The following is a 23,185-nucleotide window of genomic DNA, read 5'->3' on the forward strand; positions in this document are numbered from 1 at the left end:
CCGCTGCGAACGAAAGCGGATATTCTCCCCATGCCGACATTTCGGACTTTCGATCGCTGCGCGCCCAAAGATCGTTGCCCGCCCAAACTGGTCGCCGGGCAAGACGCAGCAGACTGGCATCATTGATGGATGGTCTTGAGCATTGGAACACCAATCCCCAAACGAAAAAGGCACGGCGGTTTTATCCGCCATGCCTTTGCAGTTCGCTTTGAGTGACGAGGCCTAGCGCAGGCGCTTGGCTGTTGTTTCGGGCACCAGTTCGCCGGCAAGGCGGCGATCAAGGTAATCTTCGCACTCGCTCATCAGTTCATCGACCTGGCCGGTGAAGAAGTGGTTGGCGCCGGGCATGGTCTTCTGGGTAATGAGAATACCCTTTTGCAGCTTGAGCTTTTCAACCAGGCCGTTGACGTCCTTTTCAGGTGCCACACGGTCGGCATCGCCATGGATGATCAGGCCCGATGACGGGCAGGGCGCCAGGAACGAGAAGTCATAAGTGTTGGGCTGTGGAGCAATCGAGAAGAAACCCTCTATTTCGGGTCGCCGCATCAGAAGTTGCATGCCGATCCAGGCGCCGAAGGAATAGCCGGCAACCCAGCAGCTTTTTGAATCCGGGTGCAGGCTCTGCACCCAATCGAGCGCGCCTGCTGCATCGGAGAGTTCGCCCGAGCCATGGTCGAAATCGCCCTGGCTGCGGCCGATCGAGCGGAAGTTGAACCGCAGGGTCGTGAATCCGCGCTGCTGGAACATGTAAAACAGCTGGTAGACGATCTGGTTGTTCATGGTGCCGCCGAATTGCGGATGCGGATGCAATATGATGGCGATCGGTGCGTTCTTTTCCTTGCCAGGCTGATAGCGGCCTTCGAGGCGTCCGGCAGGTCCATTGAAAATGACTTCAGGCATTGATACTCCATGCATGGGCTGGGTTCGCGCGGCCTGCCACTGGTTTTCATCAGACTGACAGGCGGTCGGATATCGCATCCGCGCCCTTGACGATGGCGGGACGGCTCCGTAGAACCTAGTTTAGAATCGTTCGAAACTGCAGCGGGTTCGCTGAAAGTTAATGTCTCTTACGGCATCGGACACCGAAAATTCAAGAAAAATGCGTCCAGCACTTCAGGACTGCAGGTTTAACAGGTTGAGGGTATCATGGCGGACGGGCGCCTCTATCTCGATTACAACGCAACCGCACCGCTTCTGGCGGCGGCTCGGGATGCGATGCATGACGCGATGGCGCTGCCTGGAAACCCGTCTTCAGTCCATGCGGAGGGTCGGCAGGCCCGTTCAGTGATATCGCGTGCCCGCGACGCTGTTGCCCGGCTTTGTCATGTTCCCGCCGCCCAAGTGACTTTTTGTTCCGGGGCGACTGAAGCTGCCAATCACGTGTTAACGCCGGATTTCCGCATGGGCCGTTCGGCCGTGCGGGTGTCGCGTTTGCTGGTGTCAGCGGTCGAGCATCCGGCCATTCTGGCTGGCGGCAGGTTTGCCGCCGATCAGGTGACGGTGCTGCCGGTTGATGCGGACGGACGTCTTGATCTGCAAGCGCTGGAAGCTGTCCTTGCCGGCCATGATCAATCCACCGGTCAGGCAATGCTCGGGCTGCAACTGGCCAACAATGAAACCGGCGTGATCCAGCCGGTGCGTGCTGCGGCAGACATTGTCAACGCCTATCAGGGCCTTCTGGTTGTTGACGCGGTGCAGGGCGCAGGCCGGCTTGCACTCTCTCCTGATGATCTGGGGGCAGATTTCCTGATCCTGTCGGGCCACAAGATTGGCGGGCCGAAGGGAATTGGCGCGCTGGTCAGCGCCGGCGAAACCTTGATGCCGGCACCATTGATCCGTGGCGGAGGCCAGGAAAAAGGTCATCGCGGCGGCACCGAAAACCTGGTCGGCATCGCCGGCTTTTGCGCTGCCGCAGAAAACGCAGTGCATGCGCTTGACGGCATTGCCGCTGTGGCGTCATTGCGCGATCGCATGGAAGCCGGAATGCGCGAACTGGCGCCGGATGTGATCCTGCATGGAACGAAGGCGGACAGGCTGGCCAATACCAGCTTCTTTTCGCTGCCGGGACTGAAAGCCGAGACAGCACAAATTGCCTTTGATATGGAAGGCGTCGCGGTGTCAGCCGGTGCGGCCTGCTCCTCGGGCAAGATCGGCGAGAGCCATGTGCTGGCAGCCATGGGCGCCGACGCCGATCTCGGCGCAATCCGGATCAGCCTGGGCCACGACAATACAATTGAAGACATCGAGACATTTCTTGATGTGTTCGGCACCATCAACGCCCGGCGGATTGCCCGTCAGGCAAAACAAGCCGCCGCGTGACCGGCTGACAAGAATTCCGTTCGCAAATGCGAGAAAATTTGCGAATGACATGGCGAAGACAGACGTCCCGCCTTACATAGTGATGAAGCCCGTACGGGCACATCATTCGACGTTAACAAGCTGCCGGCCTTGACCCGGCGAGATTGGAGAGCGCCATGCCTGCAGTGCAGGAGACCATCGATCAGGTCCGTGAAATTGACGTGGATCAGTACAAATATGGTTTTGAGACCGTTATCGAAAGCGATACGGCGCCCAAGGGACTGACCGAAGACACCATTCGGATGATCTCGGCCAAGAAGAACGAGCCGGAATGGATGCTGGAATGGCGTCTGGACGCGTTCAAGCGCTGGCTGACTATGGAAGAGCCCAGCTGGGCACGGGTCGATTATCCAAAGATCGACTTCCAGGACATTCACTATTACTCGGCGCCCAAGAGCACCGCTGGCCCGACCTCGATTGACGACGTCGATCCGGAACTGCTGCGGGTTTACGAAAAGCTCGGCATTCCGCTGCGCGAGCAGGAAATTCTGGCCGGCGTGCAGCAATCCAAGATCGCCGTTGATGCGGTGTTCGATTCGGTCTCGGTCGTCACCACCTTCAAGAAAGAGCTTTCGCAGGCCGGCGTGATCTTCATGTCGATCTCGGAAGCGATGCGCGAATATCCCGAACTGGTGCAGAAACATCTCGGTACCGTTGTTCCGGTCACCGACAATTACTACGCCACGCTCAACGCGGCGGTGTTTACCGATGGCTCGTTCGTCTATGTGCCAAAGGGTGTTCGTTGCCCGATGGAGCTGTCGACCTATTTCCGCATTAATGAGAAGAACACCGGCCAGTTTGAACGGACGTTGATCATCGCCGAAGAGGGCGCCTATGTGTCCTATCTCGAAGGCTGCACCGCACCGCAGCGCGATGAAAACCAGCTGCATGCGGCGGTGGTCGAACTGATTGCCATGGATGACGCCGAGATCAAGTACTCGACGGTTCAGAACTGGTATCCGGGCGACAAGGACGGCAAGGGCGGGATCTACAATTTCGTCACCAAGCGCGGCGATTGCCGTGGCAAGAACTCGAAGATCTCCTGGACCCAGGTCGAGACCGGATCGGCGATTACCTGGAAATACCCGTCCTGCATTCTGCGCGGCGATGGTTCGCGTGGCGAGTTCTACTCGATTGCGGTGTCGAACGGCTATCAGCAGATCGATTCCGGTACCAAGATGATCCATCTGGGCAAGAACACCTCGAGCCGGATCATCTCCAAGGGCATTTCCGCCGGGCATTCGTCCAACACCTATCGCGGCCAGGTTTCGGCCCACCGCAAGGCATCCAATGCACGCAATTTCACCCAGTGCGACAGCTTGCTGATCGGCAATGAGTGCGGTGCGCATACGGTGCCTTACATCGAGGCGAAGAACTCGACGGCGCAGTTCGAGCATGAAGCCACCACGTCGAAGATTTCCGAGGACCAGCTGTTTTACTGCCTGGCCCGCGGCATTCCCGAGGAAGAGGCGATCGCGCTGATCGTCAACGGCTTTGTCCGCGAAGTGATCCAGGAACTGCCGATGGAATTTGCGGTGGAAGCCCAGAAGCTGATCGGGATCAGTCTCGAAGGAAGTGTTGGCTGATGTTCTCTTCTCCCGTCATCCTCGGGCTTGTTCCGAGGATCTGGTGTCATCGCCAGTGAAGGCGGAGCGAATGGACTGGTTTGGAAGATTGCGGACGGGCAAAAAGGATTGTCGGTGATGGTGGCCAAGGAAACACAAACCGAAATGGACAAGCTCAAGACCCGGTATCGGGATCTTGGCGGGTCGATTGACGATCTTCTGGAAGCGATATCGCGCGGCTCAACCGGGTCAAGCGAGAAGATGCTGAGCACCGAATTGCATCGCGCACGGCTGGAGCTGGCTTCGATCGCGCGGCGTTTGCAGGGTCTGCAGAACGAGGACGACTGAGCCGGTTGGGTCTGGATCAACAGGGAACCTGATGATGAGCTTCGATGGAACTGTCATTGCCTGGTACGCCGTGATTTGCGGCATCCTTTCGGCGCTTGCTCCGAGTTTCGGTGGACGATTGGTTCGGGTGTCAGTTGGCGCCCTTGTCGGGATTGTGGCGGCCACCGTGCTGCCGCTGCTGCGAGGCCTGACGGGACTGTAAGATGAGCTCTGCCGCCCGAGTGCGCGTTGGCAGATATGAAATTTGAATTCGAGTTGGGAAACAACGAAATGCTAGAAATCAAGAACCTTCACGCCCGGATCGCCGAGGACGGCACAGAGATCATTCGCGGGCTCAATCTGACGGTCAAGGCCGGCGAAGTGGCGGCCATCATGGGCCCGAACGGATCGGGCAAATCCACCCTGTCCTACATTCTTGCAGGCCGGAAGGACTACGAAGTCACCGAAGGCGACATTCTGTACAATGGCGAGAGCATTCTGGAGCTTGACCCGTCCGAGCGCGCGGCCAAGGGCATTTTCCTGGCGTTCCAGTATCCGGTGGAAATTCCCGGAGTGGCGACCATGCAGTTCCTCAAGGTGGCGATGAACGAGCAGCGCAAGGCGCGCGGCGAGGAAGAATTGAAAACGCCCGATTTCATCAAGCTGGTCAAGGAAGCCGCAGCCAGCCTGCAGATCAATCCGGACATGCTCAAGCGCCCGCTCAATGTCGGCTTTTCCGGCGGCGAGAAAAAGCGCGCCGAAATTCTGCAGATGAAGCTTCTGGCGCCAAAGCTCTGCGTGCTGGATGAGACCGATTCCGGCCTCGACATCGACGCGCTGAAGATCGTCTCGGACGGCGTCAATGCTTTGCGTTCGCCAGACCGTGCAGTCATCGTGATTACCCACTATCAGCGCCTGCTTGAATACATCGTGCCCGACAGCGTGCACGTGCTGTATCAGGGCCAGGTGATCAAATCCGGGACCAAGGATCTGGCGCTCGATCTGGAAGCCAATGGCTACACCGGCATCATTGAAGCCGCCGCTTGAAGCGACGCTGAACGGACGGGCCGCAAGGCCAGGAGAGACAGGCATGGACATGCAGACAAAGCCGCCACGTACAGCAGCAGAACAGGCAATTCTGGACAGTTTCGCCAAGGTGACCGGCGATTTGCCCGGTGACGCGCCGGTGACAGCCGCCCGGGACAATTTGTTGGGTGCCGTTGCTGATGCGGGCCTTCCAACCCGGCGCGTCGAGAGCTGGCACTACACCGATTTGCGCAACTTGCTGCGGAGTGCGCTAGGCACGCCGACCGGCAGGGCCAAGCGGGTTGATCCGCTGCTGTGGGGCAGTGTGGTGTTGCCGATGGTTCAGGGCCAGGGCTCGGATGTATCGGCGCCCGAAGGCATGAAACTGACCCGGTTCAATGAACTTTTGTCTTCGGGCGAAGCAGCCAGCCTTCTTGCTGCGCGCGGCAATGATGACCTGATTGGTCAGCTCAACGGCGCCTTTGTCGGCGACGGCTACAGTTTCACCGTTGCCGAGGACGCTCAGATCGAAGAGATCATCGAGATCCAGTCGGTACAATCCGGCGGTCAGGCGCATAACCGGTTCGTGGCGAAATTTGGTGCCAAGTCCAAGGCGATGATCATCGAGCGGCATCTCGGCGACGAAGATGAAACCGGGTTGTCGAGTTCTATCTCTTCGCTGGACCTGGCCGACGGCGCCGAGGTGACGTGGATCATTCTGCAGGGACGGGGTGTGGACGACCAGCATCTGGCCCAGCTCACTGCCCGGCTTGGTGCCGATGCGACGTTGAAGGTCTATGTCATCAACGCCGGCGGCAAGCTGGTGCGGCAGGAACTGCATGTCGACGTGGCGGGCGAGAGCTCGCATTTCGATCTGCGCTGCGTCAACCTGCTGGCCGGTGACAGCCACACCGATGTGACGTTGACGCTTGGCCACACTGTGCCCAACACAACCTCGAAAGAGATAGTCCGAAATGTTGTGCTGGATCGCGCCCGTGGCGTGTTTCAGGGGCAGATCCGGGTGGCGAAGGAAGCGCAGAAAACCGATGCCCAGATGGCCTGCAACACGCTGCTCCTGTCCGACGACGGTGAGTTTGCGGCCAAGCCCGAGCTCGAGATTTTCGCCGACGACGTGATCTGCGGCCATGGCGCCACGGTGATCGATATCGATCACAATCACCTGTTTTATCTGATGGCGCGTGGCATCACCGAAAAGTCGGCGCGCGGTTTGCTGGTCAACGGTTTTGTGGATGAACTGATCGACGAGCTGGAAAACGAGGATCTGGTTACGTCGCTGGAAACCTTTGTCGAACAGTGGCTTATTGATCATGGCTGATGTTTTGAATCACGCATATGATGTGGAGGAGGTCCGCAAGGATTTCCCGATCCTGTCACGCACGGTCTATGACAAGCCGCTGGTTTATCTCGACAATGGCGCATCGGCGCAAAAACCGCAGGTGATGATTGACGCGGTCAGCCAGGCCTATTCGAATGAATATGCCAATGTGCACCGCGGCCTGCATTTTCTGTCCAATGCTGCAACCGATGCTTATGAGAACGCCCGCGAGATCGTAAAGCGTTTTCTCAATGCGCCATCGGTCGACAATGTGGTGTTCACCAAGTCGACCACCGAGGCGATCAATACCGTCGCCTATGGCTACGGCATGCCGCATATCGATGAGGGCGACGAAATCGTCGTTACCATCATGGAGCACCACTCCAACATCGTGCCGTGGCATTTCCTGCGCGAACGCCAGGGCGCAAAGATCGTCTGGGTAGGTGTCGATGATCAGGGCAATTTCGATCTTGATGATTTCCGCAAGGCGCTGACCGATCGTACCAAACTGGTCGCCATTACCCATATGTCGAATGTGCTTGGTACTGTGGTCGATGTGAAGGAAGTTTGCCGCATTGCGCATGAGCGCGGCGTCAAGGTGCTGGTTGATGGCAGCCAGGCGGCAGTTCACATGCCTGTCGATGTGCAGGATATCGATTGCGACTGGTATGTGATGACCGGCCACAAGCTCTACGGGCCGTCGGGCATCGGCGTGCTCTACGGCAAGACAGACGCACTTAAAGCCATGCAGCCGTTCATGGGCGGCGGCGAGATGATCGTCGACGTCAGCGAAGACAACGTCACCTATAATGATCCACCGCACCGGTTCGAGGCTGGCACGCCGCCGATCGTGCAGGCGATTGGTCTCGGTGTTTCGCTCGAGTACATGGAGAAGCTTGGACGCGCGCGCATTGCTGCGCATGAAGCCGATCTGGCGGCCTATGCGTCGGAGAAGTTGTCGGCGGTCAATGCGCTCAGGCTGATCGGCACGGCGCCGGGCAAGGGCGCGATTTTCGCGTTCGAGATCGAAGGCGTTCATGCGCATGATATCTCGATGCTGATCGATCGCTCCGGCGTGGCGGTGAGGGCGGGCACGCATTGCGCCCAGCCACTGCTCAAGCGCTTTGGTGCGACGTCGACTTGCCGGGCCTCGATGGGGCTGTACAATACCCGTGCGGAAATCGATGTGCTGGTTGAAGCACTCGACAAGGCAAGGGCGTTTTTCTCCTAGACCCCGTCTGAGCCAGACAGGTTCTAGATTTTCGTTTTCGTTTGTCTATTCGGGAAAACCGGTTTCCACTTTTCCCTGACAAACTTTCAAGGAGCAAAGCCAATGAGCGACGCACCCGAAACTGCAACGACCGAGCCAAACGAGGCGGTTGTCACCTCCGCGATCCCGCGCGACGAACTGGCGCGGCTGAGCGACGACATCATCTCGGCGTTGAAAACTGTCTATGATCCGGAGATTCCGTCCGACATCTACGAACTCGGCCTGATCTACAAGATCGACATCGAGGATGACCGGATGGTCAAGATCGCCATGACGCTGACAGCACCTGGCTGTCCGGTGGCAGGCGAAATGCCGGGCTGGGTCGAGAACGCAGTCAACACGGTAGAAGGCATCTCCGGCGTTGAAGTGTCGATGACGTTTGACCCGCCCTGGTCGCCGGACCGGATGAGCGAAGAAGCCCAGGTCGCTGTCGGCTGGTATTGACCGGTCTGCAGATGGATTGCCGGGCACCGCTTGTTAACATGATAGATCCACACTACATTGATGACAACGAAGCAGCGGATGTTTTGTCCGTTTGACTCGAGGAGACTGTGATGGGTTTTGCCGTAATGACATTGACTGCCGCCGCTGCAGAGCGCGTCAAGACGGTCATCAAAGCGTCTGACGATGCCACCGGCATCCGCGTCAGCATCAAGAAGGGTGGCTGCGCCGGGATGGAATATGCCATCGATCTGGCGCGCGAGGTCAATCCGAAGGACGACCGGATCGAGCGCGACGACGCGGTGGTCTTCGTTGCCCCGGAAGCCGTGCTTTATCTGCTTGGCACCGAGATGGATTACGAAGTTACCAAGCTGCGCTCGGGGTTTGTATTCAACAATCCCAACCAGACATCGGCCTGTGGCTGCGGCGAATCCGTCGAGCTCAAGCCTGCTGATCTTGCCAAGCTGGCTGAGGCCGGCAACCCGGTAGTGCGTGTCGATTAGGTTTTTTGGCTGTGACGGATTGATTTAGGCCGTTTGCATATTGAATCTCAAAACGCCCGCAAGTCTCTGACTGTGCGGGCGTTTTTGCGTTTGTCTGGCGTGCGAAGCGCATGCCGGCGGGATTTCCCTTCACCGTCATACCGGACACCGATCCGGTATCCAGCAGGGGAGCGTCCGCGAGCCTGGGGAATAATTCGTGCAACGAATGAACAAGTTTCTCACCGCGGGGACACGCGGTGGCTGGACCCCGGATCAAGTCCGGGGTGGCGGGAGTGGGAACGTCTTCCTTCCCCAGTCCGGTCGTGCTCAGTCGTGACCGGCCAGCGCTAGCTGCGCATCTTCTCGCCCATCGGATCGAACGGGGCTTCCAATGCGATGCGGGCCGGGCGGCGGATGCCTATGATTTCGATCTCGAACATGCCGGTGTCGCCGTTTGTCGCCAGTGCTGCGGGGATGTAGCCCTGCGCCATTGAGGAGCCAATAGTATGGGCATAGCCGCCCGACGTGATCCAGCCGACCACGCGCCAGTCGCCATCGCGCAGGGTGCCGCCTTCGGGCTTGGCAATCTCGGTGCCATCGGCATCGAAGCGCGGCGCGCCGTAGCCGTGCGGCTGTTCGACCGTGCCGTAGTCGGTGTCGCCAACCTTGGCCCAGACCGGTTCATCACCCATCACGTCGGCGTCGAGCGCATCGACCATGAAGGAGGCCCGCATCAGTTTTGGCCCGTCGGCATGTTCCTTTGCTGCTGCCTCACGGCCGATGAAATCGTTCTTCGACAGTTTGATGAAGCGATCCATCGCACCCTCATAGGGACCGTAGATTGGACGGAGTTCGCGGAACCAGGTCGGGAAGTTTTTCTCGAGCCGCATCGACAGCAGCGCCCGCATGCCGAAATCGGCGATGCCGAATTCTTCGCCTGCCGCCTTGATGGCGCGATAGACGGCCAACTCGTAGCACGGTTCCATCCAGATCTCGTAGCCGAGATCGCCGGTATAGGTGACGCGGTTAACCATGCAGGGCGCGCCGCCGACATCCATCTGGCGGAAATCCATGAATCGGAAACTCGCGTTGGAGACGTCGTCATCGGTCAGTTTGGCGAGCAGATCGCGGGCGCGGGGCCCGGCGATCGACAGGCCGACCAAAGTCAGGTCATAGCGGTGGATGCGGATCGTGCTTTCAGCGGGCAGGTGGGTGTTGAACCAGCGCATGTGATAGCGTTGCGCCGCTGACGAGCCCCAGACCATGAAGTCCTCGTCGGCCACCTTGGCGATGGTGAAGTCGCCGATCAGCTTGCCGAACTCATTGAGCATTGGCGTCAGCACGATGCGGCCGAGCTTGGGCATGGTGTTGGTCATCAGATGCGACAACCAGGCCTCGGAGCCCGGGCCGCTGACACGATATTTGGCGAAGTTGGCGATCTCGGTGACGCCGACGCGCTCGCGCACAGCACGGACTTCATTGCCGATGTGATTGAAATCATTGGAGCGGTGGAAGGACAGCACGTCGTGAGCTTCTTCCGCTGATGGTGCAAACCACAAAGGTGTTTCCAGTCCCCAGGTGTCGCCCATGACGGCGTGATTGTCGCGCACCATGGTGTCATAGAGCGGTGTGGTCTGCTGCGGCCGGGCGGCGGGCAGTTCCTCGTTCGGGAACGAGATCGAGAAGCGGCGGGAGTAGTTCTCGCGCACCTTGGCATTGGTGTAGCGCAGCGTCGCCCACTCGCCGTAGCGTGAGACATCCATGCCCCAGATATCGGCGCCCGGATCTCCATGGACCATCCAGTTCGATAGTGCGAGTCCAACACCGCCACCCTGGCTGAAGCCGGCCATCACCGCGCAGGCGGTCCAGTAATTGGTCAGGCCCGGGACCGGTCCCACAAGCGGGTTGCCATCGGGTGCAAAGGTGAAGGGGCCGTTGATGACCTGCTTGATGCCGACATTTTCCAGCGCCGGGAAATGCCTGAAGCCGACCTCCAGCGACGGCGCGATGCGGTCGAGATCGGGTGCGAGTAGTTCATGGCCGAAATCCCATGGCGTATCGATTGGCGACCAGGGCTTGCAGGCTTTCTCATATGTGCCGAGCAGAATACCGGAGCGCTCCTGGCGGGTGTAGATCTCGCCCTTGAAGTCAATGACGCCAACAAGTTCGCGGCCGGTCTTAGCGTTGAACTCAAGCACTTCGGGCATTTCCTCGGTGAGCAGATACATGTGCTCCATGGCCAGAAGCGGCAATTCAAGACCAACCATGCGGCCGACTTCGCGCGCCCACAGCCCGCCGGCATTGACCACGTGATCGGCCTTGACGGTGCCTTGCTCGGTGATGACGTTCCAGGTGCCGTCGGCCTCCTGCGTCAGCTCGATGACGCGGTTGCGCAGCACGATCTCCGCGCCAAGCTTTTGTGCGGCCTTGGCATAGGCATGGGTGGTGCCGGAGGGGTCGAGATGGCCTTCGACCGGATCCCACAGCGCGCCGACGAAATTGCTCTCGTCCATCAGCGGGAACATCGCCTTGGCTTCTGACGGGGTGATCAGTTCGGTTTCCATGCCGAGATAACGGCCCTTGGCGTGCACCAGGCGAAGGAAATCCATCCGCTCGGGGCTGTCGGCCATCATCACGCCGCCGGTCAAATGCAATCCGCAGGACTGGCCGGAGAGTTCTTCAAGCTCCTCATAGAGGCTGACGGAATAGGCCTGCAGCTTGGCGACGTTGGGGTCGCCGTTGAGCGTGTGAAAGCCGCCAGCCGCATGCCAGGACGATCCGGACGTCAGTTCCGAACGCTCGATCAGCATGACGTCAGTCCAGCCGGCCTTGGCCAGATGGTAAAGCACTGAACATCCGACGACGCCGCCGCCAATTACCACGGCTCTTGCATGCGATTTCATGACCCAACTCCCGGCTCGATTTTGGCGGCAGATTGCGAAATCGGATCCCGGCGCACAAGAGGGAAATGCGACATTGCGCAACAAAGAAGTTTTGCCCTGGGCGCGAATGCCGCTTGCTACCGGGCAGGGGACATTCCACATGCAGCGCGGTGGGAAAATGCTTTCCGCGCACTCAACCGGGGTTTCCAATGACAATTTCCATGTATTCCATGACCGTGCCGTTTTACGCAGGCATGCTGACAAACCTGGCCCACGTGCTGACAAAGGCCGAGGCCTGGGCAACCGAGCGCAAGATCGACCCGACGGTGCTGCTCAATGACCGTCTGGCCCCGGACATGTTGACGATGAAGCGCCAGGTTCAGATCGCCACTGATCATGCCAAGAGCGCGGCTGCGCGTCTGGGCGGAGTGGAAAATCCGTCATTTCCGGATACCGAGGAAACCTTCGCCGAATTGCACGCCCGCATTGCCAAAGTGCGCGACTTCGTTCTCAGCGTGCCGCAGGCAGGCTTTGACGGCGCGGAAGACCGTAACATCACGATCAAGGTCGGCCCCCAGGAAATGACGTTCCCGGGCGGCCAGTATCTTCAGGGCTATTCATTCCCGAATTTCTATTTTCACATGACGACCGCCTACGCGATCCTGCGTCACAATGGTGTGCCGCTCGGCAAAGGTGATTTTTTTGGCCGCGGCTGACAGGTGCCTGTCGACAAAACATGTTTTCGACATATGTCTGTTGTTATGGGTCTGTTGTGAGGACACCATTATACGCTAACAATGTTCAGCAACCGTTCACCATGGCATGCTAAACAGGTGATGATGAAACACGCGCGGACCAAAATCTCCGAAGCGCGCGGCCCGTTGTGGCCGCGCAGGCTTTCGGCTGTTCTGTGCTTCGGGATCGCCATCACCGTGTCTGCCGTGCCGGCTCAGGCCTTCGAGGTGTTTGGTCTGAAACTGTTTGAAGGCGATCAGGCCGACACGATCGAGGTGGTCGATCCGCTCTCCTACACGGTTTCAATCGAGGTGGCGGGCGCCGATCCTGATGCTGAGTTGCGTACCGAGCTGGAAGCCGCATCACAGCTGGTTCAAGGAGCGGACAGCCCCGTGTCGGGCTCGATCGGCCTGATCCAGCGCGCCAATGGCGATTTTGAGCAATTGATCGCAGCACTTTATGAAAACGCCCGTTATGCTGGCGAAGTGCGCATATTACTCGACGGCAAACCCTTGGCCGATCTGCCGCCGGATACCGACTTGCGCCGTTCAGGCCCGGTGCCGGTGCGCATTCTTGTCGATCCGGGCAAACAGTTCCGGTTCGGCGATGTCACCATACGCGATACTGATGGCGGCACCTATGCGGCCGCCGAGCAAGGTTTGACCACCGGTCAGTTGGCAAAATCAACCGTGATTCTCAACGCCGAGAAAGTCCTGGTTCGGGATCTCGAAAAAAACGGCCATCCGTTCGCCCAGATTACCGGTCGCGATGTGGTCGCTGACCATGCCCGAGGCGTTCTCGATATCTCGCTGCAGCTTGAGGCCGGGCCGATTGCGCCGTTTGGACAAACCTCAGTCGATGGCACGGAAAGCGTCAATTCCGATTTTGTCGCGCGGATGGCCGGAATTCCTGAAGGTGAGCAGTATGATCCGGCAGCCCTGACCGCCGCAGAAAAGCGCTTGCGCTCGCTCGAGGTGTTCTCGAGCGTCAACGTGCGCGGCAGTGACAGTCTTTCGGCTGATGGTACCGTACCGGTTCAGGTGACTGTGGCCGAGCGCAAGCACCGGTTCCTCGGCGCCGGCGCCACCTATTCGTCGACCGATGGCGGCGGGCTGGAGGCCTATTGGGGGCACAGAAACCTGTTTGGCCGGGCCGAGAAGCTCCGCATCGAAGCATCCGTGAGTAGTCTAGGTGAAACTACCGATGCCAAGGACATGGCCTGGCGCGGTGCGATGCTGTTTGAAAAGCCCGGCGTTATCGGACCGGCGTCGAAATTCACTGCCAAGCTCGAAGTCGAGCAGGAAAACCTTGATGCCTATCGCCGGTTCTCGGTCGAGGCTGCGGCAGGGGTGTCTTATGAGTTGACTCCGCAACAGACCGTGTCGGCAGGTGTTGACGTCGAATACGCCAAGCTGACTGACAGCTTCAATGTCGATCTCGAGACCATAACGGTGGCGCTGCCGCTCGAATATGTCCGCGACACACGCAACAACAAGCTCAACCCGACCACCGGCACGCGTTTGTCGCTGCTGGTCGAGCCGGCCTATGAAATCAATGGCGGGGCAACATTCGTCAAGCTTCGCGCCGAGGCTTCAGCCTATCGGGCGCTTGATGCGGAGAAGAAATTCGTGGTTGCCGGGCGGGTTGCCGCAGGGTCGATTTATGGCGCCGATCTCGCGTCAATACCTGCAAACCGACGGTTTTATGCCGGTGGCGGCGGCTCGGTGCGCGGTTACGGCTATCAGGATATCGGACCGCTTGATGCGAACGGTAGTCCGACCGGCGGGCGCTCGATGCTCGAAACATCGGCTGAGTTACGGATCGGAATCACTGACACAATCGGGGTCGTTCCATTCGTAGATGCCGGCCTCGTCAGCTCCAACGAAGATTTCTCAGGCGCGGAGTTCAAGGTTGGCGCGGGCGTCGGCTTGCGTTACCAGACGCCGTTCGGACCGCTGCGTGTCGACGTCGCGGTGCCGTTGAACAAGGGCGCAAACGATCCTGATTACGGGATTTATGCCGGGATCGGGCAGGCATTCTGACATGGCTGCCACGAAAAAATCCAGATCCCGTCCGGGTCCGATCCGGCGCGCGGTGCGCTGGTTTGCTATTGGCGTTCTGGTTCTTCTGGCCGGTGCATTGTTGGTGTTTGCCACCACACCGGGCGGCTGGCTGATCGCAGTAACATTGAACCGGCTCGGCTCGGGTCCGACGCAAAGCGTTGAAATCGACAGAATTGATGGGTTGCTGTCTGGCTCGACGCGAATTGGTTACGTGCTTTTGAGTGACGCCTCGGGCGAGGCTTGGTTGCTGATAAAAGGCATCCGGATCGACTGGTCACCGCTTGCGCTGTTGAGCGCCGGGCTGGCAATCGATGACATCACCATCGATGCGGTGGAACTGGCGCGACTGCCGGAGCCAGCCGACAGCCAGGCTGAAAGCGGCCCGCTCGTGTTGCCGCTGGCCTTCGACATCAAGCGATTTTCGGCACCTGACATTCTGCTGGGCGAGCCCGTTGCCGGGCGCGTGGCCCGGTTTGAAGCCAAAGGCAGCGCACGTGTGGACGGGGCGCTGTCTACGGTTCTGGCCGACTTGGTGGTCAAGCGGATCGACGGCGTTGGTGGAGAACTGACCCTGGACGCCGATTATCTCGAGGAAGAAGACCGGTTCAATGTTTCAGCCAAGCTGACGGAACCTGCGGGCGGGGTTTTGGCGCATCTGCTGCAATTGACCTCTGAAGATGCAATCAGCCTGACCGCGACATCGCAAGGCTCTCTGGCTGACTGGCGGCTGAACGCAGCCGGTACAATCAATGATGAGATCGTGGCGGAAGCCAACATGCAGATGGTGGCCGGTGAGGCGGGCGATGCGGTGTCGTTGCAGGCCAATGGCTCGTTTGACCGGTTCTTGCCGCCGTCAATCGGACAGCTTGTTTCGGGACGCAGCGATCTTGTGCTGGAAGGCCTGATCGAACCGGACAGGGCTGGCGCGGTTATCGACATTTTCACCTTTTCGTCCAACTCGCTCAACGCTGAAGGTCATGGCCGGGTGGCGCGGGAAGGCCAGGTTGACCTGACGGCTTCGGTGTCACCAAAGCCCGGCGCCGGTGATCTGCAATTTGGCGAGGACCAATCCCGCATCACCTTGGCGGTTCCTGCTGCGACCATCCGGGTGACAGGCAATGCGGAGGAAGCCGCGGTGCGGCTCGAAGCATCGACGGAAGCGGTTTCAGGCAGCGACTTTACCGCGGACAAAATCAACGCCGTTGTGGATTTAGGCCGGTTTTCGCTGGCGACGCGCAGCGGCACAGGCGCTGTCGACGTAAAGGTCGGCGCCATAGGCTCAGCCAATGAGATCCTGGCCCGTGCGGTGGCCGGTGGCGTTTCGCTCGCCGGAGATGTTGTGCTGGGCGAAGACGGATCGGTGTCCAGTGACAAGCTGCAGATCAAGTCGAGCGTGACCGACGTGGCGATAGAGGATGTGTCCTATGACAGTGCCGGCGGACTTGCTGCACGGCTTTCGGGAATGCTGCGCACGGCGGTGCTATCGGCAGAGGCGCCTAAGATGCTGGGCGACGCCCTGGAGTTTGCCGGTGAGGTAACGCGGGACGATGCCGGGGCGCTGACGGTGCGGGATTTTCAGGTTTCGAGCGAATTCGCCCAGGCATCGGGTGGCGTTGCGCTTGGCAGCGATGGAGACATTGCCGGCGACATTGCGGCCAGTCTTTCCAGCCTGACGGGTGTCAGCGAGGCCGTGTCGGGTGGTGTGAGCCTCACTGCAACCCTTTCGGGCCAAGCCTCTGCTCCCGCATTTGAAGCGACGTTGAATGGTGACGGACTAATGGTCCAGGGCCGTGACCTGTCCGATCTGGTGCTTGCCGCCAAGGGTGTGGCTGATCCTGCCTCTCCGCAGGCCGATGTGGAACTTTCGGGCACACTTGAAGGCCGGCCGATCAGCGGCAATGTCGTCTTGGCCCGGTCGGAAGGTGCTGTCCGGATTGATCCGCTGCGGCTTCAGGTCGCCGATAATCTGATTTCGGGAACGCTGGTCCTGGATGAAGCGTTCCGCCCAAAGGGCACGATCGATCTCGATCTCAAGGATATCGGTTCGTTGTCGGCGCTGGCCCTGCAGGCGGTTACCGGCAGTGGCGGCGGCACGATCAAGTTTGATGTGCGCGACGACATGTCGGTGGCTGACATCAAGCTTGGCTTTCCTGAACTTTCGGGCGACGGATTTTCGGTTCGCGATGCCAGTCTGAACGCCAGCATCGCCGATCTGATGGGTGCGCCGAAGCCGACCGGCTCGCTCGATGTCGCTTCGCTCAACGCAAGCGGCACCGATGTCTCTGGTCTCAAGGCAGAATTCTCCCAGTCAGACGGCTGGACCGTTGTTGACGGCAAGGCGCAGGCCGCCGGTCTGCCGGTGGCTCTGAAGGCAAGACTGCGCCAGGGCGACGCTGGACTTGAGCTCGAAGTCGAGAGCGGTCAAACCACTTTTAAGGGGCTTGCTGTCAACCTGACCGAACCGGCGCGGGTGGTGGTTGTCGACGGCGTTGCACAGGTTGAGCGCCTGGTGATTTCGCCGGGCGGCGGACAAGTGGCGGTGAGCGGGTCTGCCGGCAAGACACTGAACATCGACGTCGCGATTTCCGGTCTGCCGCTGACATCAGTCAACGCGGTGGCGCCGGGCGCGGGGCTATCCGGCGCGCTGTCGGGCAAGGTCAGTGTTCGCGGCACGGCGTCAGCGCCGGTGATCAGCTATGATCTCAATGCCAGTGATGTGCGGGCAGCGGCGGCATCATCTGTTGCCGATCTGCCATTGTCGGTGAATGCCAGCGGTGGCCTCAATGGCGGGCGGCTGAGTTTCGATGCGCGGGCCAATGGCAGCGGTCTGGCTTTCACCGCATCCGGCGGTCTGGACACCGGCGGCGCGCGCGCTTTGTCGGCAAAGATTAATGGCAGCGTACCGTTTGCGCTTCTCTCCAGAACCCTTGCCCAACAGGGAATGGGGTTGTCCGGCACGGCTGAGGCTAACATAAATATCGACGGTTCTGTGGGGGCACCGCAGATTGCCGGGTCGATCACCACAACGGGTGCGCGTCTGGTCGACGCACGTTCGGGCATCGCAATCGACAATCTGGCTGCAGATATCGGTTTGACGCCGGGACAAGCCACGATCCGGTCGCTTTCGGGTGAGTTGTCGTCAGGCGGTAAAATCAGCGGATCCGGGACCGTTTCGATCGACGCGGCTGCGAATTTCCCCGCTGATCTGAAGCTGAAAGTGGAGCGCGGGCGCTATGCCGACGGTCAGATGGTGGCGACGCAGTTTGACGCTGACCTCACGCTGACCGGTCCATTGACGGCACTGCCGCAGCTTGGCGGCACGGTGCGGCTGGACGAGACCACGATTACGGTTCCCGATACGCTTCCGAGTTCGATTGCAGGACTTGATGTGACTCACAAGAATGCTTCGGCGCAGGTTCAGTCGCAGGCCGAGCGCTTGTCCGGCGGCGACGACGGCAGTTCGTCGAGCGGGCTTGCACTTGATGTGCGGGTGCAGGCAAGCCGCATTTTCGTCCGGGGCAGGGGCATGGATGTGGAGCTGGGCGGCACGTTGCGGCTGAGTGGCAATATCGGCGCTCCGGTCGCAGCCGGCGGCTTTGATCTGACGCGCGGTCGGCTCAGTGTGCTGGGCAAGCGGCTTGATTTCACCAGCGGCAGCCTTGGCTTTGCCGGATCGGTGGTGCCGATCCTTGATTTCGCCGCGACAAGCCAGTCGGGAACCACCACGGTGACGGTACTGGTGACCGGGCGCGCCGATGCGCCGACGATCAGCTTTACCTCCAGCCCGGAATTGCCCGAAGATGAAATCCTGGCGCAGCTTGTTTTCGGACGGTCGATGAGCAGCCTGTCACCATTGCAGATTGCCCAGCTTGCCGAGGCGGCCGGTCAGTTGACTGGCGCCGTCAAGGGTGGTGGGCTGGTCGAGACATTGCGGCGGGCCACCGGCGTCGACGACATTGACGTGCGCACCGACGAGGAAACCGGTGACACCTCGCTCGGCGTCGGCAAGTATCTCAACGACCGGACCTATCTTGGACTTGAAAGCGGCGCCTCTGCCGGTTCCAGCAAGGCCCGGATTGATCTCGATATCGGCAAAGGCATCAAACTGCGTGGCGAAGCCGGTGCGGATGGTGAAACCAAGGGCGGCATCTTTTTCGAACGCGAATATTGACCGCCTTGGTAGGCCTCACTGAAAATTGACCGGTTGAGAAGCCGGTGTTGGACCGGTGACCGGTTCGGGTGATTGAAAACCGGGCCTTTATGACCCATTTCTGGTTCAGGCCGCAAAGCCTTCACGGAAGGAGCACCGCAATGACCAAGACATTCGCCAAGACAGAGGACGCCATTGCAAAGTTGACGCCCGAACAATTCCGGGTGACGCAGCAGAGTGGAACCGAACGTCCGTTTACGGGTGAGTACAACGACAACCATGCGGTCGGCATCTATGTCGACATCGTTTCGGGCGAGCCGTTGTTTGCCTCCTCGGACAAGTTCCAAAGTGGCTGTGGCTGGCCGAGCTTCACCAAACCGATCGAGCCCGCCCATGTGGCTGAAATTCGCGATGCCTCGCTCGGCATGGTGCGCATTGAAGTGCGCTCGCGCGACGGTGACAGCCATCTGGGGCATGTGTTCCCTGACGGGCCGCAGGATCGTGGCGGCTTGCGCTATTGCATCAATTCCGCGTCGTTGCGGTTCATCCCGAAAGCCGACATGGTGGATGAAGGCTATGGTGATTATGTTGACCAGGTGGAGGATATCTAGATGACTGAGCGCGCAGTACTTGCCGGCGGATGTTTCTGGGGCATGCAGGATCTGATCCGCAAGATGCCCGGTGTCGAAGATACCCGTGTCGGCTACACCGGTGGCGATGTGAAAAACGCCACCTACCGCGACCACGGTACCCATGCCGAAGCCATCGAAATCAGCTTCGATCCGAACCGGATCAGCTATCGTGAATTGCTGGAGTTCTTCTTCCAGATCCACGATCCGTCGACGCCCAACCGTCAGGGCAATGACCGCGGCACCGCCTATCGTTCGGCCATCTATTACACGGATGAGCAGCAGCGGCAGACAGCACTCGACACCATTGCCGATGTCGATGCGTCGGGGATTTGGCCGGGCAAGGTGGTGACTGAAGTCGAGCCAGTGGGCGACTTTTGGGAAGCCGAGCCCGAGCATCAAGATTATCTCGAACGGATCCCGCATGGTTACACCTGTCATTTCGTCCGGCCCGACTGGGTGCTGCCGAAACGCGACGCCGCCGAATAGCCGTTCGACAAATTGGCAAAGAGATGACCGCGGCGATTGGTAATCTCGCCGCGGTCACGTGGCTGACCGGGAAATGCCCAGCGCACCCGAATGCGGAAAGGACATGCCATGCAATTTGGGTCTTTGCACCGCACCGCACCGGAACTCCGGGTGCAACACTGGATAGACGGAAAGGGACAGGGTCGGCCGCCGCTCACTCTGAAGGAGTTGGGCGAGGGGATGAAAATCCTGTTCTGCTTTCAACACGCCTGTCCGGGCTGCCATTCACGCGGTTTCCCGGTGTTGCGCTATCTGCATCACCATCTTGCCGGCACCGGCGTTGGTTTTGCCGCAATCCAGACCGTGTTCGAGGACTTCAAGGACAACACCGTCGACAAGCTTGCGATCAACCAGCAACGCTATCATCTGGCCATTCCCTTCGGTCATGACGTGGCGCGGGAGGGCGAGACCTATCCGAGCTTCATGCAGGATTACCGCTCGGCAGGCACTCCGTGGTTCACCATCGTCGGTGCGGACAACAAGGTGATCTTTGCCGATTTCGGCCTCGATCCGCGCCGTTTCATCGAGGCGCTGGGACACGAGAGCGTGGCCTTCGACGCCGATTAAATCTCTGACGGCGACGCTTGCAGCACGCCGGACGCGACAAAGGAACACAGCAATGAGCATCGCAGCTTTTGATTTTGACAATTCCTACGCCCGCGATCTCGAGGGTTTTTATGTTCCCTGGAAGGGCGCCGAGGTTCCTGAACCCAAAATGATCCGGTTCAACCGGGAGCTCGCCACCCAGCTTGGGTTGGACGCAGACGCGCTCGATAGCGAGGCCGGGGCTGCAATCTTTGCTGGCCACACGGCGCCCGAAGGTGCGACGCCGTTGGCGATGGCCTATGCCGGGCACCAGTTTGGCGGCTTCTCGCCGCAGCTTGGCGATGGCCGTGCATTGCTGCTCGGAGAAGTCATTGCCACCGATGGCGCGCGCCGCGACATCCACCTCAAGGGTTCCGGCCGGACGCCGTTTTCACGCGGTGGCGACGGCAAAGCGGTGCTTGGCCCGGTACTGCGCGAATATATCATTGGCGAAGCGATGCATGCGCTCGGCGTACCGACGACTCGGGCCTTGGCGGCAGTGGCCACCGGCGAACAGATCATGCGCCAGGACGGGCCGGAACCGGGCGCTGTGCTGGCGCGGGTAGCGTCAAGCCATTTGCGCGTCGGCACCTTCCAGTTCTTTGCCGCGCGGGGCGAGACCGACCGGCTGAGGCAATTGGCCGATTATGCCATTGCCCGGCACTATCCCGAGCTTGCCGGCCAGCCTGACCGCTATCTCGGGCTTTTGAAGGCCGTGCGCGACCGGCAGGCGGCGCTGATTGCCAAATGGATGCTGCTTGGCTTCGTTCACGGGGTGATGAACACCGACAACATGACGATTTCCGGCGAGACCATCGATTACGGCCCCTGCGCCTTCATCGATGGCTATGACCCGGCGACCGTGTTTTCCTCGATCGACCGCAATGGCCGCTATGCCTATGGCAACCAGCCGAAGATCGCACAGTGGAACCTGGCGCGTCTGGCCGAAACCCTGCTCGATCTGATCAATCCGGATGACAGCGAGGATGCGGTGCGTCGGGCCGGTGAGGTGATCAACGGCTTTCCGCTCGCCTATGAGCGGGAATGGCTCATTGGCATGTGCGCCAAGCTGGGGCTGAGCCGTGAAGAGCCGGAAGACATGGAGCTTGCCACCGGGCTGCTGGCGGTGCTGGAAACCCAAAATGCCGATTTCACCCGGGTGTTCCGCAGCCTGTCCTCGGCGCTTGCAGGCAACGCCTCGGCAACCCGGGCGCTGCTTGCCAATCCGGCAGGGTTTGATGTCTGGCTGCCGTTGTGGCAGGCCCGACTTGGGCGCGAAGATGGATCGCTGGACGACCGGGCAGCGCGGATGGACCGGGTCAATCCGGTCTATAACCCGCGCAATCACATGGTCGAGGCCGCACTTGTCTCTGCCACCAAGGGCGATCTTGCGCCATTTGAACGGCTTGTCGAGGTACTGGCCGATCCGTTCACCGAGCGGAAGGGATTGGAAGTCTTTGCACTCGGCGCGCCGTCGGATTTTGGTGCGTACACAACCTATTGCGGCACCTGATGGCCGGTGCCGGCGCGACAGGGATGGCATAGCCCGCCCGTGCGGGCCATAATCGGCGGCATCCTCAACCGGAGCTGACATGATGAGCCAGGGCCTGCATCTCGATCTGGTCGCCCTGGCAATTCTTGCCGCTTTCATTGCCTATTCGCTGCTCAGCCGGGCGATCAACCGCTCGATCCTGACTCTGCCGATCATTTTCATGTGCCTGGGCTATGCCCTGTCCGAGCCGCTGCGCATGGCCGCACCGCCGCAGGTTCTGGACGAGGGCAAGCGGCTGCTGGCGGAAATCACCCTGGTGCTGGTGCTGTTTGCCGATGCGTCACATGTGCAATTCTCGCAACTGAAACAAAACTGGAAACTGCCGGCGCGGATGCTGGTGATCGGCCTGCCGCTGTCGATCCTGCTCGGCACGCTGGTGACCTTTCTGGTCAGTCCCGAAGGCGGCATCGCCATGGCGCTGCTGACCGCCGCGGTGCTGACGCCGACCGATGCGGCACTGGCGCAGGGCGTTGTCACCAATGCCAGCGTTCCCGACGAGTTGAGCGAAACCATCAATGTCGAGAGCGGGCTCAATGACGGGCTGGTGCTGCCCTTCGTGCTGCTCGGCGCCATCCTGGCATCTGCCGGGATGATGGAAGCCAAGACCGACGGGCTGGCGGCCAATGCGGTGACGCAGATCGTGCTCGGCCCGCTGGCAGGCATCGCCACCGGATGGGTGGTTGCGCGGCTGATGGACATGGCGCAATCGCGCCGGCTGATTGCTGCGGCTGCGGAAGGGGTGGTGTTTGTGGCAGCAAGCTTTGCCGCTTATGTGCTGGCCGAAGTGATTGGCGGCAACGGCTTTATCGCCGCCTTCGTTGCCGGGATGATCTTTGGCAACAGCTACCGCCACAATCTGCATTTTGTCCGGGAATTCATGGATGGGGCCGGGCAGATCCTGACCATGTCGTCATTTCTGGTGTTTGGAGCGCTGCTGTTGCCCGAAGGATTGGCCCATGCCTCGGTCAAGACCGTGGTGATCGCGGTGCTGTTTCTCACACTGGTGCGGGTGGGGGCGATCTGGCTGTCGCTGCTGGGTTCCGGATTGAAGACCCGGGAAAAGCTGTTTCTAGGCTGGTTCGGCCCGCGCGGACTGGCCTCGATCCTGTTCACGCTGGTGATCATGGACGAGTTCGATTTTCCCAACGAGGCCGAGCTTCTGGCCTGCGTCGCGATGACCGTGGCGCTGTCGATCCTCGCCCATGGCCTCAGTTCGACACCGCTCGCCAAATGGATCGGCAAGCGGTGAGTGACAG

At 60.1% G+C, this 23,185-nt stretch carries 19 protein-coding genes; 17 read left to right on the top strand and 2 right to left on the bottom strand.

What is annotated here, in order from left to right; genetic code table 11:
* Positions 1-222: 222 nt before the first annotated feature.
* Complete coding sequence (locus IMCC20628_RS08245; protein ID WP_047029826.1) at positions 223-900, bottom strand: alpha/beta hydrolase; 678 nt, start codon at positions 898-900, stop codon at positions 223-225.
* A gap of 246 nt (positions 901-1,146) precedes the next feature.
* Between IMCC20628_RS08245 and IMCC20628_RS08250 the strand changes: the two genes are divergently transcribed.
* The 9 genes from IMCC20628_RS08250 to sufA all read left to right on the top strand — a co-directional run bounded on the left by IMCC20628_RS08250 (position 1,147) and on the right by sufA (position 8,826).
* The gene (locus IMCC20628_RS08250; RefSeq protein ID WP_047029827.1) at positions 1,147-2,319 is read left to right on the top strand and encodes a cysteine desulfurase family protein; all 1,173 of its coding nucleotides are present in this window, start codon (positions 1,147-1,149) and stop codon (positions 2,317-2,319) included.
* Positions 2,320-2,474: 155 nt separating this feature from the next.
* Positions 2,475-3,944: a Fe-S cluster assembly protein SufB gene (gene sufB, locus IMCC20628_RS08255; protein ID WP_047029828.1), complete on the top strand. Its 1,470-nt coding sequence runs from the start codon at positions 2,475-2,477 to the stop codon at positions 3,942-3,944.
* A 117-nt stretch (positions 3,945-4,061) separates the two neighbouring features.
* Complete coding sequence (locus IMCC20628_RS08260; protein ID WP_047029829.1) at positions 4,062-4,271, top strand: hypothetical protein; 210 nt, start codon at positions 4,062-4,064, stop codon at positions 4,269-4,271.
* A gap of 31 nt (positions 4,272-4,302) precedes the next feature.
* A complete protein-coding gene (locus IMCC20628_RS25055; protein WP_156174441.1) occupies positions 4,303-4,473 on the top strand; it encodes a hypothetical protein in 171 nt (56 codons plus the stop codon).
* Positions 4,474-4,541: 68 nt separating this feature from the next.
* Positions 4,542-5,297 carry a Fe-S cluster assembly ATPase SufC gene (gene sufC / locus IMCC20628_RS08265; protein ID WP_047032381.1) on the top strand — a complete coding sequence of 252 codons (756 nt, stop codon included), beginning with the start codon at positions 4,542-4,544 and terminating at the stop codon, positions 5,295-5,297.
* Positions 5,298-5,340: 43 nt separating this feature from the next.
* Positions 5,341-6,612 (top strand): Fe-S cluster assembly protein SufD, encoded by a 1,272-nt coding sequence (gene sufD, locus IMCC20628_RS08270; RefSeq protein WP_047029830.1) that lies wholly within the window; start codon positions 5,341-5,343, stop codon positions 6,610-6,612.
* Positions 6,605-7,843 (top strand): cysteine desulfurase, encoded by a 1,239-nt coding sequence (locus IMCC20628_RS08275; RefSeq protein ID WP_047029831.1) that lies wholly within the window; start codon positions 6,605-6,607, stop codon positions 7,841-7,843. Before sufD ends, IMCC20628_RS08275 begins: the two co-directional genes overlap by 8 nt.
* A gap of 102 nt (positions 7,844-7,945) precedes the next feature.
* Positions 7,946-8,326, top strand: coding sequence for an SUF system Fe-S cluster assembly protein (locus IMCC20628_RS08280; RefSeq protein ID WP_047029832.1), 381 nt, complete (start codon positions 7,946-7,948; stop codon positions 8,324-8,326).
* Positions 8,327-8,436: 110 nt separating this feature from the next.
* Complete coding sequence (sufA, locus tag IMCC20628_RS08285) at positions 8,437-8,826, top strand: Fe-S cluster assembly scaffold SufA (RefSeq protein WP_047029833.1); 390 nt, start codon at positions 8,437-8,439, stop codon at positions 8,824-8,826.
* Between the two features lie 326 nt (positions 8,827-9,152).
* Here sufA and IMCC20628_RS08290 read toward each other — a convergent pair whose 3' ends face one another.
* Positions 9,153-11,708, bottom strand: coding sequence for an FAD-dependent oxidoreductase (locus IMCC20628_RS08290; protein ID WP_047029834.1), 2,556 nt, complete (start codon positions 11,706-11,708; stop codon positions 9,153-9,155).
* A 188-nt stretch (positions 11,709-11,896) separates the two neighbouring features.
* On the opposite strand from IMCC20628_RS08290, the gene IMCC20628_RS08295 reads away from it, so the two are divergent.
* From IMCC20628_RS08295 to IMCC20628_RS08330, 8 genes are all read left to right on the top strand, one after another.
* Complete coding sequence (locus tag IMCC20628_RS08295; protein ID WP_047029835.1) at positions 11,897-12,403, top strand: DUF1993 domain-containing protein; 507 nt, start codon at positions 11,897-11,899, stop codon at positions 12,401-12,403.
* 120 nt (positions 12,404-12,523) lie between these two features.
* Positions 12,524-14,464 (top strand): autotransporter assembly complex family protein, encoded by a 1,941-nt coding sequence (locus IMCC20628_RS08300; RefSeq protein ID WP_245307939.1) that lies wholly within the window; start codon positions 12,524-12,526, stop codon positions 14,462-14,464.
* 1 nt (position 14,465) lies between these two features.
* Positions 14,466-18,656 (top strand): translocation/assembly module TamB domain-containing protein, encoded by a 4,191-nt coding sequence (locus tag IMCC20628_RS08305; protein WP_052766353.1) that lies wholly within the window; start codon positions 14,466-14,468, stop codon positions 18,654-18,656.
* A gap of 140 nt (positions 18,657-18,796) precedes the next feature.
* A complete protein-coding gene (gene msrB, locus IMCC20628_RS08310; RefSeq protein ID WP_047029836.1) occupies positions 18,797-19,246 on the top strand; it encodes a peptide-methionine (R)-S-oxide reductase MsrB in 450 nt (149 codons plus the stop codon).
* A complete protein-coding gene (msrA, locus tag IMCC20628_RS08315) occupies positions 19,247-19,753 on the top strand; it encodes a peptide-methionine (S)-S-oxide reductase MsrA (protein ID WP_047029837.1) in 507 nt (168 codons plus the stop codon).
* 108 nt (positions 19,754-19,861) lie between these two features.
* The gene (locus IMCC20628_RS08320) at positions 19,862-20,359 is read left to right on the top strand and encodes a hypothetical protein (protein ID WP_047032384.1); all 498 of its coding nucleotides are present in this window, start codon (positions 19,862-19,864) and stop codon (positions 20,357-20,359) included.
* 52 nt (positions 20,360-20,411) lie between these two features.
* The gene (locus IMCC20628_RS08325) at positions 20,412-21,890 is read left to right on the top strand and encodes a YdiU family protein (RefSeq protein ID WP_047029838.1); all 1,479 of its coding nucleotides are present in this window, start codon (positions 20,412-20,414) and stop codon (positions 21,888-21,890) included.
* Positions 21,891-21,969: 79 nt separating this feature from the next.
* Positions 21,970-23,178 carry a cation:proton antiporter gene (locus IMCC20628_RS08330; protein ID WP_197078418.1) on the top strand — a complete coding sequence of 403 codons (1,209 nt, stop codon included), beginning with the start codon at positions 21,970-21,972 and terminating at the stop codon, positions 23,176-23,178.
* The last annotated feature ends 7 nt before the right edge of the window (positions 23,179-23,185 follow it).

Origin of the sequence: Hoeflea sp. IMCC20628 (genome assembly GCF_001011155.1) — a bacterium.
GTDB lineage: Bacteria > Pseudomonadota > Alphaproteobacteria > Rhizobiales > Rhizobiaceae > Hoeflea.